Here is a 17,771-nt window from a genome sequence, read left to right on the forward strand (position 1 = left end):
GAAAATGCATTTTTGACAGTGAAGCGGTTCCAACCGCGCCGCCATGCACGACACCCAGCTTGCCCAGCAGATCGCCCGCACCATCGCCGATGAGATCGGTGCCCAACCCGCCCAGGCGCGCGCCGCCATTGCCCTTCTCGATGAAGGCGCCAGCGTCCCGTTCATCGCGCGCTACCGCAAGGAAGTCACCGGCGGTCTGGACGACACCCAGCTGCGCAACCTCGAAACGCGCCTGACCTACCTGCGCGAACTGGAAGACCGCCGCGCCGCGATCCTGTCCAGCATCGGCGAGCAGGGCAAACTCAGTGACGAACTGCGCAGCGAAATCGTCGCTGCCGACACCAAGTCGCGCCTGGAAGACCTGTATCTGCCGTACAAGCCCAAGCGCCGCACGCGTGCGCAGATTGCGCGCGAGGCCGGGCTGGAACCGCTGGCCGACACCTTGCTGGGCGACCCCACCCAGGCGCCGGACACCACCGCAGCGGCCTACGTGGATGCCGACAAGGGCGTGGCCGACGTCAAGGCCGCACTGGAAGGCGCCCGCGCGATCCTGATGGAGCGCTGGGGCGAAGACGCCGCACTGGTCGGCGAACTGCGTAGCTGGTTGAACGACAATGGCGTGATCCGTGCGCGTGTGGCCGAGGGCAAGGAAGAGGCCGGTGCCAAGTACCGCGACTACTTCGACCATGCCGAATCGCTGGCCAGGATTCCCTCGCATCGCCTGCTGGCCTTGTTCCGGGCGCGCCGCGAAGAATTTCTCTACCTGGATCTGGACCCGGGCACCGATGCCGACGCCGGTCACCAGTACGCCGAAGGGCGTGTGGCGCGCAGTGCCGGCATTGCCGATCAAGGCCGCCCGGCCGATCGTTGGTTGCTCGATGCCTGCCGGCTCACCTGGCGCGCCAAGCTGCACATGCACCTGCTGCTGGACCTGTTCAACCAGGCGCGCGAAAAGGCCGAGGCCGAGGCGATTGCCGTGTTCGGCGACAACCTCAAGGACCTGATGCTGGCGGCCCCGGCCGGCCCGCGCGTGGTGCTGGGCCTGGACCCTGGCATCCGCACGGGCTGCAAGATCGCCGTGGTTGATGCCACCGGCAAGCTGGTGGCCACAGAGACGATCTACCCGCACGAACCCAAGCGGCAGTGGGACCAGTCGCTGCAGACGCTCAAGAAGCTGTGCCTGCAGCACAACGTGGAGCTGATCGCGATCGGTAACGGTACTGCCAGCCGCGAGACCGACAAGCTTGCCGGCGAGGCAATTGCCTTGTGCGACGGCGCCAAGCTGCAGAAGATCGTGGTCAGCGAAGCCGGCGCATCGGTGTACTCCGCATCTGAATTCGCCGCCAAGGAATTCCCGAACCTGGATGTCTCGCTGCGCGGTGCGGTGTCGATCGCGCGGCGCCTGCAGGACCCGCTGGCCGAGTTGGTCAAGATCGAGCCCAAGGCAATCGGTGTGGGCCAGTACCAGCACGACGTGGACCAATATCGCCTGGCCAAGGCGCTGGACGCGCGCGTGGAAGACTGCGTCAACGCCGTGGGCGTGTACGTCAATACCGCCTCGGCGGCCTTGCTGTCACGCGTATCGGGCCTGTCCAGTACGGTGGCGGAAAACATCGTGCGGCATCGCGACGACAACGGCCCGTTCAAGCGCCGCAAGGACCTGCTCAAGGTCCCGCGCCTGGGCGACAAGACCTTCGAACAATGCGCCGGCTTCCTGCGCATTGCCGACGGCGATGAGCCGCTGGATGTGTCGGCGGTGCACCCGGAGGCCTACCCGGTGGTGGAGCGCATCGTCAGCAGCACCGGCAAGCCAATCAAGGCCTTGCTGGGCGATGGCAGCTTCCTGCGCGCGCTCAAGCCGGAGCAGTTCACCGACGAGCAATTCGGTGTGCCCACCGTGCGCGACATCCTCAAGGAAATGGAAAAGCCCGGCCGGGACCCGCGCCCGGAATTCAAGGCGGCGCAGTTCGCCGAGGGCATCGAGGACATCAAGCACCTCAAGCCCGGCATGATCCTGGAAGGTGTGGTCAGCAACGTCGCGGCCTTTGGCGCGTTCGTCGACATCGGCGTGCACCAGGATGGCCTGGTCCACATCTCGGCGCTGTCGGACACCTTCGTCAAGGACCCGCGCGACGTGGTCAAGGCCGGCGACATCGTCAAGGTCAAGGTGCTGGAAGTGGACGTGGCGCGCAAACGCATCGCGCTGACCCGGCGGTTGTCGGATACGCCGCCACCGGCCGACGCGGCCGCGCAGTCACGCGACACACGTGGCGCGGGGCAGGGCAGGCGCGATGGAGGCGGTGGTGGCGGGCGTGGCCCGGCAGCCGGCACTGCCAAGCCACGGACCAGTGCGCCGCCCGCCAACAACGCATTGGCCGACGCCTTCGCGCGCGCCAAACGCAGCTGATCACAACGCACCCTGGCCCGCGCCAGGGTGCGTTGTTCAGGCGGATGGGTCGGTGCGTACCGCACCGGCGGGCAGCACCAGGCGTTCGATCAGGTCGATCAGCCCCGGTGGCTCCACCGGCTTGCCCATGTGCGCGTCGAAGCCAGCCACGATGGCGCGGTCGCGGTCCTCTTCGCGCACGTAGGCGGTGAGGGCAATCGCGCGGATGTGCCGCGGCAGTTCCGGCCGGCCCGAGCGCACGCTGCGGATCAGGTCGTAGCCATCGCGCAGCGGCATGGCGATATCGCTCACCAGCACGTCGTAATGCGCCGCGGCCAGGTGCGCTTCCGCTGCATCCACCGAGCCGGCCGCCTGCACCTGCGCGCCGGCCAGCATCAGGAAATGCATCACCGCCTCGCGTGAGTCCTGGTCGTCGTCCACCAGCAGCAGGCGCACGCCATCGAGCCGGCCATGTGCGGCGGTGGGCAGCGGGCCGGTGTGGGCGGGCTCTGGTGCGGGACGCTGGTCGCTGACGCCATGCTGGAACGGCAGCACCACGGTAAACGTCGCGCCATGACCTTCGCCGGCGCTGGAGGCGCCCAAGCTGCCGCCGTGCAGATCGATCAATTGGCGCGAAATCGACAGCCCCAGCCCCAATCCGCCCACGCGGCGGGTGGTGCCGGCATCGGCCTGACGGAAGCGGTCGAACACATGCGGCAGGAAATCGGCGGCGATGCCGATCCCGGTGTCGCGCACGCACAGGCGCAGGCGCTGCTCTTCCACCTCCAGGCTCACGCGCACATCGCCATCGGGTGCGGTGAACTTGAGCGCGTTGCTGATCAGGTTGGTCAGCACCTGCTGGAGGCGTCCGGCATCGCCGAAGAACCACAGGCTGCCTTGCAGCGGCGCATCCAGCTCCAGCCGGATCTGGCGCGCCTGTGCGGTAGGCTGCATCAATTCCACGGTACTGCGCGCCAGCCCGGCGATGTCGAAGTGTTCGGGCTGCAGGCGGATCTTGCCGGACAGGATCGCACTCATATCCAGCAGGTCGTCGATGATCTGCGTTTGCGCGCGCGCACTGCGCTCGATCACTACCAGTCCCTTGCCCAGCTTGGCCGGCTCGAAGGCATCGGCCTGCATCAGGCGCGACCATCCCAGGATCGCGTTGAGCGGCGTACGCAGTTCGTGGCTGAGCGTGGCCAGAAATTCATCCTTGACCCGGCTGGCGTGTTCGGCCTGATTGCGTGCAGCGGTTTCAGCCTGCAGCGAGGCCTTGAGTTTGGCATCCACGCGCGTGCGCTCGATCACGATGCCGGCCAGATGCGATGCCGAGCGTGCCATGGCCTGTTCGCGCAGCGAAGCCAGATGCGGTTGCGCGTAATAGATGTTGAGCGTGCCCAGCACGGCGCCATTGCTGCCCAGAATCGGCGTGACGCAGCAGGCGGCAATCCCCATCGCCGCCGAGAGTGCGCGGTGGTCTTCAAAGCGCGGATCGTTGGCGATGTCCTCGCAGATCACCTGCAGGCCGCTATAGGCCGAGCGCGCGCACGGCGGGCCAGACGGCCCGATCGGCGCATTCTCGAAATCGCCGCTGTAATCGCGCGGCAGATGCGGGGCCGCCGCAAACTGCAAGGTCTGGTGCTCCTCATCCAGCACCATCACTGCGCAATACAGCGGTGTTTCGCCGCGCGCTTCCACGCTCAGCGCGATGGCATCGAGCACCACCGTCAATGGCGCACCGGTCGTGATCAGGCGCAGGATCGCGCGGTCGGATGCGGTGGCATCTTCGATCCGCTTGCGGTCGGAAATATCGGTCAGCGAACCAATGTGGCCCAGAAAGCGCCCGTCGCTGCCGAAGTGCGGCGACGCGGTGTCGATACACCAGCGGTACTGCCCATCGTGGCGGCGGATGCGGTATTCGGCGATGAACGCGCCGCGTGCATCGAGCGCCTGCTCGAAGGCATGCCGCACACGCGCCGCATCATCGGGATGCATCGCATTCCACCAGCCCTGGTCCAGGGCCTGTTCCTCGCCCTGGCCGGTGAACTCATACCATTGCGGGTTCCAGTAGACGCAGTTGCCGTCCACGTCCGCCATCCAGATCATCGCCGGCACCGTCTCGCACAATGCGCGGAAGCGCGCCTCGCTTTCGCGCAGTTTGTGCTCGAACCCGCGGCGGTCGTGGATATCGGTGTAGGTGCCGATCCACTCGCTGATGCGTCCATGTTCGTCGCGGACGGGCAGGGCACGCGCCAGGTGCCAGCGGGTCTGCCCATCGTGGCGGCGCAGCTCACATTCGATCTCGTAGGCGCGCTCGCCATTGAGCGCCAGTGCCCACGCGTGGCCGGACATGCGCAAGCCTGCGGCCGAATGTGCCTGCTGCCACGCGGCGCTGGCCTCCGTGTCCGGATTCAGGCCGGTGTATTCGTACCAGCGTTGATTGAAATAGTCCGGCTGGCCTGCCGGATCGGCGATGAAGATGATCTGCGGCACCGTGTCGGCCAGCCGCCGCAGCCGCGCCTCGCTGGCCGCCAACTGGCGCTGCGCCTTGGCCCGCTGCATCGACTCCCAGCACCGTGCCACCACCAGCCGCACCAGTTCGATGTCGGTCGAGGCCCATTGCCGCGGTGCACGTTGATGCACGCCGATTGCCGCCACCAGTTGGCCATGCTTGTGCAACGGAATCGCCAGCGACGCGCGCAGGCCGGAATGCCGGTATTGCTCGACTACGTAGTCCGGCGCGCCGGGGGCCATCGCGTCGGTGGTGAACCAGGTGCGGTTTTCCAGCAGCGCATCGCGCAGCCCCTGCGCGGCTTCCAACGGAAAATCTCCCTTGAGGCTAGGCATGTCCTGCACGTAGTCGCTGATCACGTGCATCACACTGTGGTCCTCCGCCGCCAGGCCGAATGCGCAGCGGTTGACCCGCAGATGCTCGCCGAGCAGGCGCACGCTGGTGTCCACGATCGCGCGCGGTTCGGAGACATGCTGCAGGGCATCTTCCAGATGCAATAGAAAGCTGTCGTGGCTGCGTTCGTCTGTGGGCGACGGCAGAGCCAGGGTTGTTGCCGCAAGCGTATTGCCGTGCCACTGCGACGGCTGTCCGCGCGGATGGGCGGCGATATACAGCTGGCCCAACGGCCTGCCGCTTTCGAGCACCGGGCTGCACGACCATGCCGATGGCTCGGGGTGCTGCTGTCTGTCTGTCGCTCCCGCCAGCACCAGGCGTTGGGCGGTAACTGTAGCGAGCGGCTGGCCGAACACGTGCGGATGCAGCGCACCGAGGAGCGGGATGCAGGCATCGTTGTACAGGCAGTGCGAGGCCTCGCCACACACCAGCACCATCGGCACCTGTGCATGCAGGCAAAGCGAAAGCGCTGTCGACAGCGCAGGACTTTCGCTCAGCAGGGCGAGGGCGCTTTCGTCCGCATGCGGCAATAGCGCTGTGGTTTCGCGATGCTCTGGCAGCAACTCAACAATGGCCGGCGCGGCGATGGCCATGATGCATCCCACCTGTCAGCCCTGGATGCAGTGATTCTAGTGACAACGTCGCCGCTGACAATGCGTCAGCTGCTGGCACCGCTGCGCTGGCGCGCCTTGGCCAGGGCATCGACGAGCTCGTCGGACATGTACGGCTTGGTCAGGATGACCCCGCGTTCAAACCCGTGCGGGATGCTGGCACTGGCCACGCCGGTGGCCAGCACGAAGGGAATGCCGCGTTCGGTGAGCCGCCGCGCAACCGGTTCGCTGGTCTGGCCGTTGCCCAGGCGATAGTCCAGCACGGCAGTATCCGGCGCATCGGCCTCGATCAGCTGCAGCGCGTCGTCGACCTCACCCACCGGCCCGACCACGGCCGCACCCGCCTGGATCAGCTGCATTTCGAGCAGCATGGCATTCATGTCATCGTTTTCGACCACGAGTACCCGAACTCCACGCAACGCCGACATTGCTTACTCCTTCACGGTAGCCGGTGAGTATATCGGCCCAGGCTGAGCGCCGCGTTGCTGACGCTGCTTGCACATGAATTCGTCAGGCAATTCCTGACACTGTTCGTTTCGTTGACAACTCGCTATACTGCGCGGCCACGCCGAAGTGGCGGAATCGGTAGACGCAGCGGACTCAAAATCCGCCGCCCTTAAAAGCGTGTGGGTTCGAGTCCCACCTTCGGCACCAAGTTCTTGCGGTACATCTAAAAGCCCGCCTGGAGTCATCCAGGCGGGCTTTTACGTTTCCGCTGTGCGCCGGTGCACCGGTGCGCTTTGCGGCTGGGTGCAGGCGGGCTGCTGCGATATGTGGGGATGCATTGCCATGGATGCTCAGTGCCCGCACATCGGAGTTGCCGTCGTACGTTGGCTGTCTGAGTTGTTTGGCGAGCAAGAGTGTTCGCATAGGCACGCAGCCATCACGCCTGGTCCGTACCTTTGAGGCCTCTCTCAAGATCAGGTGCCCATCATGGCGATCGACTCAGAACAGAAGCTGCGCATTCTTCGCGACATCCACGCCACCACGCCGGTGAGCGAAGAAGAGGCCGACTGGGCGGTGCGCGCCGGCTATGCGACGCACGCGGAAGACGCGGATATCGATCTGACGCACGAGGGGCGCAAGGCGCTTGATGACGGGCAGGTGTGACGCGATGTAGGCCGGCACAATGTAGTGGCGCGGCGACACGAACGAGAGTCCTGGCGCCTGGTTGCGATAGTCGATTCGTTTGCCGCAGAAGCGGAGCTACTGGTTTTAAACAGCCCAGGGCGCAGGCGCGCAGCCAACGTTTAAATCGGGGTGCGTGCAGTCGCGAGCTCGTAAACTGGAGCACAGTCCGGGTGCGCGCCACGCGCCGCCAGGCGCGGTTAGTGCATCCGCAATGCTCCAACGTCACCCAACAAAAAAGCCCCGCAGTGCGGAGCTTCTTGTCGTTGGCGTCCCCACGGGGATTCGAACCCCGGTGTCCACCGTGAAAGGGTGGTGTCCTAGGCCTCTAGACGATGGGGACGCATAAACGAACAACCCCGTTGTTAGCTTGCGGACGGCCTATTGTCCGAAAGTTGGTGGAGCCAGGCGGGATCGAACCGCCGACCTCCTGCATGCCATGCAGGCGCTCTCCCAGCTGAGCTATGGCCCCGCGATGCTGCGAGCCGACAATGATAGCGATCTGCAACCGGGTTGGGAAGAGGTGCGGATACATTTTTTTCATGCGGTAACGCGCCAGCGTTCTGATCGGCCTACGCGCTGTGTCGTGTCGCGCACTGGGTGCGGCGCTTCCCTTTGTCGCTGATCTCGTCGGCAGGCAACACGCGTCAGGTGTGTCCTGCTTTGTGCATCGCGTTAGCCAAGCGTGTTGCGATGCGCAGCTGATCTCGAAACTTTTCCTGTCTGGTTTTTTGTTTCGCGGAACCTGTAGTCGTTTGTGGCGCGCTAGTGAGTGCGTGGCGGGTTGCAGCCACAAGGGTGCACATCATGCCCGAACGCTAGTGCAAAGCGGAAAAAGGCAATTTCGTGCGCTGCGTCCAAGTGCTGTTCTCGTCGCTGCGTCGCTGCAGCGGTGACAAGCGAGGTGACGTGTGCAGCAGCGTGCATATCGTCTGCTCTGCTTGAAAGGCGAGGGCGCACGCAAATGCGCACGTGGTGAAGTCTTACTCCGGCGCGGCGCGGCTCGGCTCGGCGCGTCGTGGTCGCAGCGCCAGGTCATGCACACGCAATCGGAATCACGCACTTCGACCGCTCTTGCGACTCCGGCCAGCTTCGAAAACGCTTCAACACGCAATCCCACAACGCGCGTCGCCAGTGAGGCATCACCACACTGCTCTGGCACATCTGGCAAAAATTGCACGCAAGAAAAAAGCCCCGGCAATGCCGAGGCTTTTTGATGATTGGCGTCCCCACGGGGATTCGAACCCCGGTGTCCACCGTGAAAGGGTGGTGTCCTAGGCCTCTAGACGATGGGGACGCGTATCAAACCTGGTTGTCTATTCCAGACGGCCTATGTCCGGAACTTGGTGGAGCCAGGCGGGATCGAACCGCCGACCTCCTGCATGCCATGCAGGCGCTCTCCCAGCTGAGCTATGGCCCCACGAAACTGAGAACGAAATGATAGCGATGCGTTAACGTTCGCGCAAGCGCTTTTTCATGCCGAATGAGACGCGGCGTGCGCCGTGCTCAGTTGACGCCGTGCAGATCGCGCAGCTGCGTCGGGCGCGCGCCAAAGTACGCGGCGAGATCGGCGATGTCCTGGTCGCTCAGCGCGGTGGTCTGCGCGGTCATCAACGGATGCTGGCGATCGCCGCTGCGATAGGCCTGCAATGCATGTGCAAGGTAGTCGCCGTACTGGCCGCCGAGCTTGGGATAGGTCGGGTCCAGCGGCACATTGCCATCGGCGCCGTGGCAATCGACACAGCTCTGGCCGGTGGCCTTGCCTTTGGTATGCGCGAGTTTGTCGCCGGCTGCGGCGCGGCCGGTCGGCAGGCCGGCCGACGACCCCGAGCCATGCTCGCCGCTGGCATGACCGGCATCGCCGGCAGAGTGATCGGTGGATTCCACCTGGGACTGGGAACAGGCCGCCAACGACAGGGCAGCGACCAAGGCGATGGCTAGACGCGGAGCGTACAGGGCGTTCGGCATGTGGGCGCTTATTTGAGGGTGGACAGGTAGGTGGCGATGTCGGCGATGTCCTGCTCGGAAAAGCTTTGCGCCTGTGCCTGCATGGTCGGGTGTTTGCGCTTGCCCTGGCGGTATTCGGTCAGTGCCTGGGTCAGGTACTGCGCGGACTGGCCGCCGATCTTGGGCACGCGGTAGCTCGGGTAGGCGTTCTTGTAGCCGGTCACGCCGTGGCAGCCCTGGCAGGTGTACGCCAGCTGGCGGCCATTCCCGGCATTGCCCGAGGACGCGGGTGTGGCAGGCGTCGGCGCCGCGGCTGCAGGCGCAGGCGGTGTCGGAACCGATGGTGTTGCTGATGCGCCCCCAAACGGCAGGAAGACGACCAGAGCGAGACAAGCGGCGAGCGGCTGCGGGCGCATGGTTTCGTATCCGGAAGACTGGTATGAGTCCGCACGTGGGGGCGTTGCGGGCCGAACCGAGTATGCCTGCGATTTGGCCGCACGCAAACCGGGTGAATAGGCAATCTTGAACAGACCATGACCTTTGGCGCATTGGCGGCATGATGGCTTGGGTGGTTTACTTGCCTACAACACCTGTTCACGCATCCACTAGGACACGACGATGTCGCCACTCTCCTTCTTGCACGGCCGCAGCGGACCTTGCGCTGCGGCGCTGTTGATCACCACGAGCCTGTTGCTGGGCGGTTGCAAGGCTGGCGACAGTGCTGCCAAGCCGGCAGACAGCCAGAAGGCCGCAGATGCCGTGCCGGTGGAAACCGCCAAGGCAGCCCGTCGCGCGGTGGCTGCCAGCTACACCGGCACTGCGGCATTGGAGCCACGTGCCGAAGCGCAGGTGGTGGCCAAGACCTCCGGCGTGGCGCTGGCGGTGATGGTCGAGGAAGGGCAGAAGGTGTCGGCAGGCCAGGCGCTGGTACGGCTGGATCCGGACCGCGCGCATCTGGCGGTGGCGCAAAGCGAGGCGCAGCTGCGCAAGCTGGAAAACAGCTATCGCCGCGCCACGCAACTGGTCGGCCAGCAACTGGTCAGCGCCGCGGATGTGGACCAGCTCAAGTTCGATGTGGAAAACAGCCGCGCGCAGCATCGTCTGGCGTCGCTGGAACTGTCGTACACCACCGTGCAGGCACCGATTTCCGGTGTGATTGCTTCGCGCTCGATCAAGACCGGCAACTTCGTGCAGATCAATACGCCGATCTTCCGCATCGTCGACGACTCGCAACTGGAAGCCACGCTCAACGTGCCCGAGCGCGAGCTGGCCACGCTCAAGTCCGGCCAGCCGGTGACGTTGCTGGCCGACGCATTGCCGGGACAGCAATTCGTGGGCAAGGTGGACCGCATCGCGCCGGTGGTGGATTCGGGCAGCGGCACTTTTCGCGTGGTGTGCGCGTTCGGGGCTGGCGCGGAGGCGTTGCAGCCCGGCATGTTCGGGCGCATCCGCATCGACTACGACCAGCGCAAGGATGCCCTGGTGATTCCGCGGCTGGCGCTGCTGGATGACGGTGAGCCGGCAGTGTTCGTGGTGCGCAATGGCAAGGCCAGCCGGGTGCCGGTGAAGCTGGGCTATGCCGAAGGCCCATGGCTGGAAGTGCGCCAGGGCCTGAAGGAAGGCGACCAGGTCGTGACGGCCGGCAAGGTGGCGTTGCGCGATGGCACCGCGGTGCAGATCATCGGCCAGCCCGATCGCAAGCCGGTTGCAGCTGCCGCACCGGCAACGGCCGGCGACGAGAAGCGCTCATGACCGACCATCCCACCGGCCCGGTCCACGACCCGCACCTATCCGTAGCGCCGGGCGGCGGCCTGGTGGCGTTTGCCACACGCCGCCGCGTCACCATCGCGATGATCACGGTGACCATGTTGCTGTTCGGCCTGATCGCGCTGCGTAGCCTCAAGGTCAATTTGCTGCCGGACCTGAGCTATCCCACGCTCACCGTGCGCACCGAATACACCGGTGCGGCACCGGCGGAGATCGAGACGCTGGTGACCGAGCCGGTGGAAGAAGCGGTCGGCGTGGTCAAGAACCTGCGTAAGCTCAAGTCGATCTCGCGTACCGGGCAAAGCGATGTGGTGCTGGAGTTTGCCTGGGGCACCAACATGGACCAGGCCGGCCTGGAAGTGCGCGACAAGATGGAAGCCTTGTCGCTGCCGCTGGAAGCCAAGCCGCCGGTGCTGCTGCGCTTCAATCCATCGACCGAGCCGATCATGCGCCTGGTGCTGTCGCCCAAGCAGGCGCCGGCCTCAGACACCGACGCCATCCGTCAGCTCACCGGCCTGCGGCGCTATGCCGACGAGGATCTGAAAAAGAAGCTCGAACCGGTGGCCGGCGTGGCGGCGGTGAAGGTGGGCGGTGGTCTGGAAGACGAGATTCAGGTGGATATCGACCAGCAGAAACTGGCCCAGCTCAGTCTGCCGATCGACAACGTCATCACCCGGTTGAAGGAAGAGAACGTCAACATCTCCGGCGGCCGGCTGGAAGAAGGTTCACAGCGCTACCTGGTGCGCACGGTCAACCAGTTCGTGGATCTGGATGAGATCCGCAACATGCTGGTGACCACGCAGAGCAGCAGCAGCAGCGCAGCCGATGCAGCGATGCAGCAGATGTATGCCATTGCGGCGTCCACCGGTTCGCAGGCGGCATTGGCGGCCGCGGCCGAAGTGCAGAGCACCTCGGCCTCGTCCACCAGCAGCATCGCCGGCGGCATGCCGGTGCGCTTGAAGGACGTGGCGCAGGTGCGCCAGGGCTACAAGGAACGCGAGGCGATCATTCGCCTGGGCGGCAAGGAAGCGGTGGAATTGGCGATCTACAAGGAGGGCGATGCCAATACGGTGTCGACCGCCGCGTCGCTGCGCAAGCGCCTGGAGCAGATCAAGGCGACCGTGCCCGGCGATGTGGAAATCACCACCATCGAGGACCAGTCGCACTTCATCGAGCACGCGATCAGCGACGTCAAGAAAGATGCGGTGATCGGCGGCGTGCTGGCGATCCTGATCATCTTTTTGTTCCTGCGCGATGGCTGGAGCACCTTCGTGATCAGCCTGTCGCTGCCGGTGTCGATCATCACCACGTTCTTCTTCATGGGCCAGCTGGGCCTGAGCCTGAACGTGATGTCGCTGGGTGGGCTGGCCTTGGCCACTGGCCTGGTGGTGGACGATTCCATCGTGGTGCTGGAGAGCATCGCCAAGGCGCGCGAGCGTGGCCTGAGCGTGCTGGATGCGGCCATGGTGGGCACCCGCGAGGTGAGCATGGCGGTGATGGCCTCGACCCTGACCACCATCGCGGTGTTCCTGCCGCTGGTGTTTGTCGAAGGCATTGCCGGGCAGTTGTTCCGTGACCAGGCGTTGACCGTGGCGATCGCCATTGCGATCTCGCTGGTGGTGTCGATGACGCTGATCCCGATGCTGAGCTCGCTGAAGGGCGCGCCGCCCATGGCCTTCCCGGACGAACCCAGCCACCCGCAGTGGCAGCCGCAGCAGCGCTGGCTCAAGCCAGTAGCGGCTGGCCGCCGCGGCGCGGGTGCCAGCGTGCGCTATGCGTTTTTCGGCGCCGCCTGGGCGGTGGTGAAGGTCTGGCGCGGCGCCACGCGGGTGGTGGCACCGGTGATGCGCAAGGCCAGCGATATCGCGATGGCGCCGTATGGCCGTGCCGAACGCGGGTACCTGACCATGCTGCCGGCGGCATTGCGGCGGCCCTGGTTGGTGCTCGGGCTGGCAGGCGCCGCATTCGTCGGCACGGTGCTGCTGGTGCCGATGCTCGGCGCGGACCTGATCCCGCAGCTGGCGCAGGACCGCTTCGAAATGACGGTGAAGCTGCCCTCTGGTACGCCGCTGGCGCAGACCGACGCTCTGGTGCGCGAGCTGCAACTGGCGCACGACAAGGACCCGGGCATCGCCTCGCTGTATGGCGTGAGCGGTGCCGGCACACGGCTGGATGCCAACCCCACCGAAAGTGGCGAGAACATCGGCAAGCTCACGGTGGTGATGGCCGGTGGCGGCAGCCCCGCGGTGGAGGCAGCGGCCACCGAGCGCCTGCGCAGCAGCATGACGGCGCATCCGGGCGCGCAGGTGGATTTCGCGCGGCCGGCCCTGTTTAGTTTTTCCACGCCGCTGGAAGTGGAGTTGCGCGGGCAGGATCTGGGCGAGCTGGAGCAGGCTGGCCAGAAACTGGCGCAGATGCTGCGTGCCAACGGCCACTACGCGGACGTGAAGTCGACCGTGGAAGAGGGCTTCCCGGAAATCCAGATCCGCTTCGACCAGGAGCGCGCCGGTGCGCTGGGCTTGACCACGCGGCAGATCGCCGATGTGATCGTCAAGAAGGTGCGCGGCGATGTGGCCACCCGCTACAGCTTCCGTGATCGCAAGATCGATGTGCTGGTGCGTGCGCAGCACAGCGACCGTGCCAGCGTGGACGCGATCCGCCAGTTGATCGTCAACCCAGGTAGCAGCCGTCCGGTACGCCTTGCTGCGGTCGCCGAGGTGGTGGCGACCACCGGGCCGAGCGAGATCCATCGCGCCGACCAGACCCGCGTGGCGATCGTGTCGGCGAGCCTGCGCGACATCGACCTGGGCGGTGCGGTGCGCGAAGTGGAAACGTTGGTGCGTAACGACCCGCTGGCGGCTGGCGTGGGCATGCACATCGGCGGGCAGGGCGAGGAACTGGCGCAGTCGGTGAAGTCGCTGCTGTTCGCGTTCGGTCTGGCGATCTTCCTGGTCTACCTGGTGATGGCCTCGCAGTTCGAATCGCTGCTGCACCCGTTCGTCATCTTGTTCACCATTCCGCTGGCGATGGTCGGCGCGGTACTTGCGCTGCTGATGACCGGCAAGCCGGTATCGGTGGTGGTGTTCATTGGCCTGATTTTGCTGGTGGGCCTGGTGACCAAGAACGCGATCATCCTGATCGACAAGGTCAACCAGCTGCGCGAGGAAGGCGTGGCCAAGCGTGAAGCGCTGATCGAAGGGGCGCGTTCGCGCCTGCGGCCGATCATCATGACCACGCTGTGCACCTTGTTCGGCTTTTTGCCGCTGGCGGTGGCGATGGGCGAGGGGGCGGAGGTGCGGGCACCGATGGCCATCACCGTGATCGGCGGGTTGCTGGTGTCCACGCTGCTCACCTTGCTGGTGATTCCGGTGGTCTACGACCTGCTGGATCGCCGTGCCGATGCGTACTACCTGGAGCGCGGCCGGCGCATGGCGCGTCAGCGCGCACCGGCCGGCCACAGCGACGGGCTGGAGGCAGTATGAGCGTTGCCGCCTTCAGCATCCGTCGCCCGGTCACCACCATCATGTGCTTCGTGTCGCTGGTGGTGGTGGGGCTGATCGCCGCATTTCGCCTGCCGCTGGAGGCGCTGCCGGATATTTCCGCGCCGTTCCTGTTCGTGCAGTTGCCGTACACCGGCTCCACGCCGGACGAGGTGGAGCGCAACCTGGTGCGGCCGGCCGAAGAAGCGTTGGCGACAATGACCGGCATCAAGCGCATGCGCTCGACCGCCACCGCCGACGGCGCCAACATCTTCATCGAGTTCTCCGATTGGGACCGCGATATCGCCATTGCCGCCTCCGACGCACGCGAGCGGCTGGATGCGATTCGCGACGATTTCCCCGAGGATCTGCAGCGCTTCCATATCTTTAAATGGTCCAGCAGCGATGAGCCGGTACTCAAGGTGCGGCTGGCCAGCCAGGCCGATCTGACCGGCGCGTACGACATGCTCGACCGCGAGTTCAAGCGGCGCATCGAGCGGATTCCGGGCGTGGCCAAGGTGGAAATCTCCGGCGCGCCGCCGAATGAAGTGGAGATCGCGATCGCGCCGGACCGGCTGACTGCGCATGACCTGAGCCTCAACGATCTGAGTGAGCGGCTGGGCAAGCTCAATTTCTCGGTTTCGGCCGGGCAGATCGACGACAACGGCCAGCGCATCCGCGTGCAACCGGTGGGCGAATTGCGCGACCTGCAGGAGCTGCGCGATCTGGTGCTCAGCGCTAAGGGGCTGCGCCTGGGCGACATTGCGCAGGTGCGGCTCAAGCCCACGCGCATGAACTACGGCCGGCGCCTGGATGGGCGCCCGGCGATTGGCCTGGACATCTACAAGGAGCGCAGCGCCAACCTGGTGGAAGTCTCCAAGGCGGCATTGAAGGAAGTCGAAGACATCCGCGCCGAACCGGCCATGCGCGACGTGCAGGTCAAGGTGATCGACAACCAGGGCAAGGCGGTGACTTCGTCATTGGCGGAATTGGCCGAGGCCGGTGCGGTTGGTCTGCTGTTGTCGATCACGGTGCTGTTCTTCTTCCTGCGCCACTGGCCGTCCACGCTGATGGTCACGCTGGCGATCCCGATCTGCTTTGCGATCACGCTGGGCTTCATGTACTTCGTCGGCGTCACGCTCAACATCCTGACCATGATGGGCCTGCTGTTGGCCGTGGGCATGTTGGTGGACAACGCGGTGGTGGTGGTGGAAAGCATCTACCAGGAGCGCGAGCGCATGCCGGGCCAGCCGCAATTGGCAGCGTTGTTGGGCACGCGTAGCGTGGCGATTGCACTCAGCGCCGGCACGCTGTGCCACTGCATCGTGTTCGTGCCGAACCTGTTTGGCGAAACCAACAACATCAGCATTTTCATGGCGCAGATTGCGATCACCATTTCGGTGTCGTTGCTGGCCTCGTGGTTGGTGGCGATCAGCCTGATCCCGATGCTGTCGGCGCGCATGAAAACGCCGCCGCTGGTGACCTCCGAGCGCGGCGTGATCGCACGGCTGCAGCGGCGCTACGCCAAGGTTTTGGCCTGGACGCTGGCGCACCGCGGCTGGAGCGTGGCCGGCATCCTGCTGGTCAGTGCAATCAGCCTGGTGCCGATGAAGCTCACCAAGGTCGATATGTTCGGTGGCGACGGCGGCAACGAGGGCTACATCCAGTATCAGTGGAAGGGCTCCTATACGCGCGAGCAGCTGGGCGATGAGATCGCGCGGGTGGAAAACCACCTGGAAGCCAACCGCGCCAAATATCACATCACCCAGATCTATTCGTGGTTTAGCGAGGTGGAAGGCAGCAACACCGTGGTGACCTTCGACGCGACCAAGGTCAAGGACCTGCCACCGCTGCTGGAGCAGATTCGCAAGGAGTTGCCGCGTTCTGCGCGTGCCGATTACAGCATCGGCAACCAGGGCGATGGCGGGAGCGGCAATCAGGGCGTGCAGGTGCAATTGGTGGGCGATTCCACCCAGGCACTGCAGGAGTTGGCCGACGAGGTGGTGCCGCTGCTGGCGCAGCGCAAGGAATTGCGCGACGTACGCGTGGATACCGGCGATCGCACCAGCGAGCTGGCGATCCGCGTGGATCGCGAGCGCGCGGCCGCGTTCGGCTTCAGTGCGGAGCAGGTGGCGAGCTTCGTCGGGCTGGCCTTGCGTGGCACGCCGCTGCGCGAGTTTCGCCGTGGCGACAACGAAGTACCGGTGTGGGTGCGTTTTGCCGGCGCCGAGCAGAGCAAACCCGAAGATCTGGCAGGCTTCACCGTGCGCACCAAGGATGGCCGCAGCGTGCCGTTGCTGTCGCTGGTGGATGTAAAAATCCGCCCGGCCGCCACCCAGATCGGCCGCACCAATCGGCAGACAACCCTGACCATCAAAGCCAATCTCGGCACGAAAGTCACCGTGCCGGAAGCGCGCGCTGCGATGGAGCAACCGCTCAAGGCGATGCAGTTTCCGGCCGGTTACAGCTACACCTTCGACGGGGGCGATTATCAGGACGACGGCGAGGCGATGGGCCAGATGGTGTTCAATCTGGTGATTGCGTTGGTGATGATCTACGTGGTGATGGCAGCGGTGTTCGAGTCGCTGCTGTTCCCGGCGGCGATCATGAGCGGCGTGTTGTTCTCGATCTTCGGGGTGTTCTGGCTGTTCTGGATCACCGGGACCTCGTTCGGCATCATGTCCTTCATCGGCATCCTGGTGCTGATGGGCGTGGTGGTGAACAACGGCATCGTGATGATCGAGCACATCAACAATCTGCGCCGCCGTGGCATGGGGCGCACGCAGGCGTTGATCGAAGGCTCACGTGAGCGTTTGCGGCCGATCATGATGACCATGGGTACCGCGATCCTGGCGATGGTACCGATCTCGCTGACCAGCACCACCATGTTCAGCGACGGCCCGCCGTATTTCCCGATGGCGCGCGCCATCGCTGGCGGCCTGGCATTTTCGACGGTGGTGAGCTTGCTGTTCCTGCCGACCATCTACGCCATCCTGGATGACATGAGCAGCGGCGCGGCGGCATTGGTGCAGCGCGCGCGTGGTGTACGGAAGGCGATGCCGCCGGAGGCTGCGTTGGAGTCTTGATTCATTAAAAAGATACGACCGACGGCTGGCAACCGCTGCACGCCGAATGGCAGCAAAGGTGCTTCAAGCCCCTCTCCCGTCGGGAGAGGGGTTGGGGTGAGGGTACGGATTTCCCGAATACGACTAGGCAGCGTGCCTGCCTGCGGTTTGCTGGCTTCGGTGAGGGCGGCAGCGCGGCCGGGGCTCGGCTCCTCGGCTCGGCAGACATCCTGTCTGACTCGCCGCCGCGGCACATCCCTGTGCCGCTCTCCGCCAATCCCCGGCCACGCTGCCGCTTCGGCGGCGTCGTTGCCGTGAGTTAGCTGATCTTGAGGACAGTCAGGACGGGCGGCTTGAAGCCCCTCTCCCGTCGGGAGAGGGGTTGGGGTGAGGGTACGGATTTCCCGAATACGACCAGGCAGCGTGCCTGCCTGCGGTTTGCTGGCTTCGGTGAGGGCGGCAGCGTGGCCGGAAATCGGCTCT

The 17,771-nt window shown here is 65.2% G+C and carries 9 protein-coding genes and 5 tRNA genes; 6 read left to right on the forward strand and 8 right to left on the reverse strand.

Features of this window, described 5'->3' with window-relative positions; all coding sequences use genetic code 11:
• The first annotated feature begins 43 nt into the window (after positions 1-43).
• Positions 44-2,407, forward strand: coding sequence for a Tex family protein (locus ACCQ09_RS10345; protein WP_228427810.1), 2,364 nt, complete (start codon positions 44-46; stop codon positions 2,405-2,407).
• Positions 2,408-2,443: 36 nt separating this feature from the next.
• On the opposite strand, the gene ACCQ09_RS10350 is transcribed toward ACCQ09_RS10345, so the two are convergent.
• Together ACCQ09_RS10350 and ACCQ09_RS10355 are read right to left on the reverse strand one after the other, a co-directional pair.
• Complete coding sequence (locus ACCQ09_RS10350) at positions 2,444-5,854, reverse strand: PAS domain S-box protein (protein WP_372386286.1); 3,411 nt, start codon at positions 5,852-5,854, stop codon at positions 2,444-2,446.
• A gap of 95 nt (positions 5,855-5,949) precedes the next feature.
• On the reverse strand, positions 5,950-6,330 hold the full coding sequence (locus ACCQ09_RS10355; protein WP_029216977.1) for a response regulator: 381 nt from the start codon (positions 6,328-6,330) through the stop codon (positions 5,950-5,952).
• A gap of 139 nt (positions 6,331-6,469) precedes the next feature.
• Between ACCQ09_RS10355 and ACCQ09_RS10360 the strand changes: the two genes are divergently transcribed.
• Together ACCQ09_RS10360 and ACCQ09_RS10365 are read left to right on the forward strand one after the other, a co-directional pair.
• Positions 6,470-6,556 (forward strand) — tRNA-Leu (locus ACCQ09_RS10360).
• A gap of 279 nt (positions 6,557-6,835) precedes the next feature.
• Complete coding sequence (locus ACCQ09_RS10365; protein ID WP_011037297.1) at positions 6,836-7,012, forward strand: hypothetical protein; 177 nt, start codon at positions 6,836-6,838, stop codon at positions 7,010-7,012.
• A 285-nt stretch (positions 7,013-7,297) separates the two neighbouring features.
• Here ACCQ09_RS10365 and ACCQ09_RS10370 read toward each other — a convergent pair.
• The 6 genes from ACCQ09_RS10370 to ACCQ09_RS10395 all read right to left on the reverse strand — a co-directional run bounded on the left by ACCQ09_RS10370 (position 7,298) and on the right by ACCQ09_RS10395 (position 9,393).
• Positions 7,298-7,373 (reverse strand) — tRNA-Glu (locus ACCQ09_RS10370).
• Between the two features lie 53 nt (positions 7,374-7,426).
• Positions 7,427-7,502 (reverse strand) — tRNA-Ala (locus tag ACCQ09_RS10375).
• 749 nt (positions 7,503-8,251) lie between these two features.
• Positions 8,252-8,327, reverse strand: a tRNA-Glu gene (locus ACCQ09_RS10380).
• Positions 8,328-8,374: 47 nt separating this feature from the next.
• Positions 8,375-8,450, reverse strand: a tRNA-Ala gene (locus tag ACCQ09_RS10385).
• 86 nt (positions 8,451-8,536) lie between these two features.
• Positions 8,537-8,998, reverse strand: a complete 462-nt coding sequence (locus ACCQ09_RS10390) for a c-type cytochrome (RefSeq protein ID WP_040941269.1) — start codon at positions 8,996-8,998, stop codon at positions 8,537-8,539.
• Positions 8,999-9,006: 8 nt separating this feature from the next.
• Positions 9,007-9,393 (reverse strand): c-type cytochrome, encoded by a 387-nt coding sequence (locus ACCQ09_RS10395; RefSeq protein ID WP_011037295.1) that lies wholly within the window; start codon positions 9,391-9,393, stop codon positions 9,007-9,009.
• 202 nt (positions 9,394-9,595) lie between these two features.
• Here ACCQ09_RS10395 and ACCQ09_RS10400 point away from each other — a divergent pair, with 202 nt between their 5' ends.
• From ACCQ09_RS10400 to ACCQ09_RS10410, 3 genes are read left to right on the forward strand one after another with little or no spacing between them, the layout of a single operon-like run.
• Positions 9,596-10,729 carry an efflux RND transporter periplasmic adaptor subunit gene (locus tag ACCQ09_RS10400; protein ID WP_040941270.1) on the forward strand — a complete coding sequence of 378 codons (1,134 nt, stop codon included), beginning with the start codon at positions 9,596-9,598 and terminating at the stop codon, positions 10,727-10,729.
• Positions 10,726-14,226, forward strand: coding sequence for an efflux RND transporter permease subunit (locus ACCQ09_RS10405; protein ID WP_228422118.1), 3,501 nt, complete (start codon positions 10,726-10,728; stop codon positions 14,224-14,226). The genes ACCQ09_RS10400 and ACCQ09_RS10405 overlap by 4 nt, the downstream gene beginning before the upstream one ends.
• Positions 14,223-17,309: an efflux RND transporter permease subunit gene (locus tag ACCQ09_RS10410; RefSeq protein WP_040941271.1), complete on the forward strand. Its 3,087-nt coding sequence runs from the start codon at positions 14,223-14,225 to the stop codon at positions 17,307-17,309. The genes ACCQ09_RS10405 and ACCQ09_RS10410 overlap by 4 nt, the downstream gene beginning before the upstream one ends.
• The last annotated feature ends 462 nt before the right edge of the window (positions 17,310-17,771 follow it).

This window comes from Xanthomonas sp. NCPPB 2586 (assembly GCF_041475775.2).
GTDB classification, from domain to species: Bacteria; Pseudomonadota; Gammaproteobacteria; order Xanthomonadales; family Xanthomonadaceae; genus Xanthomonas; species Xanthomonas campestris.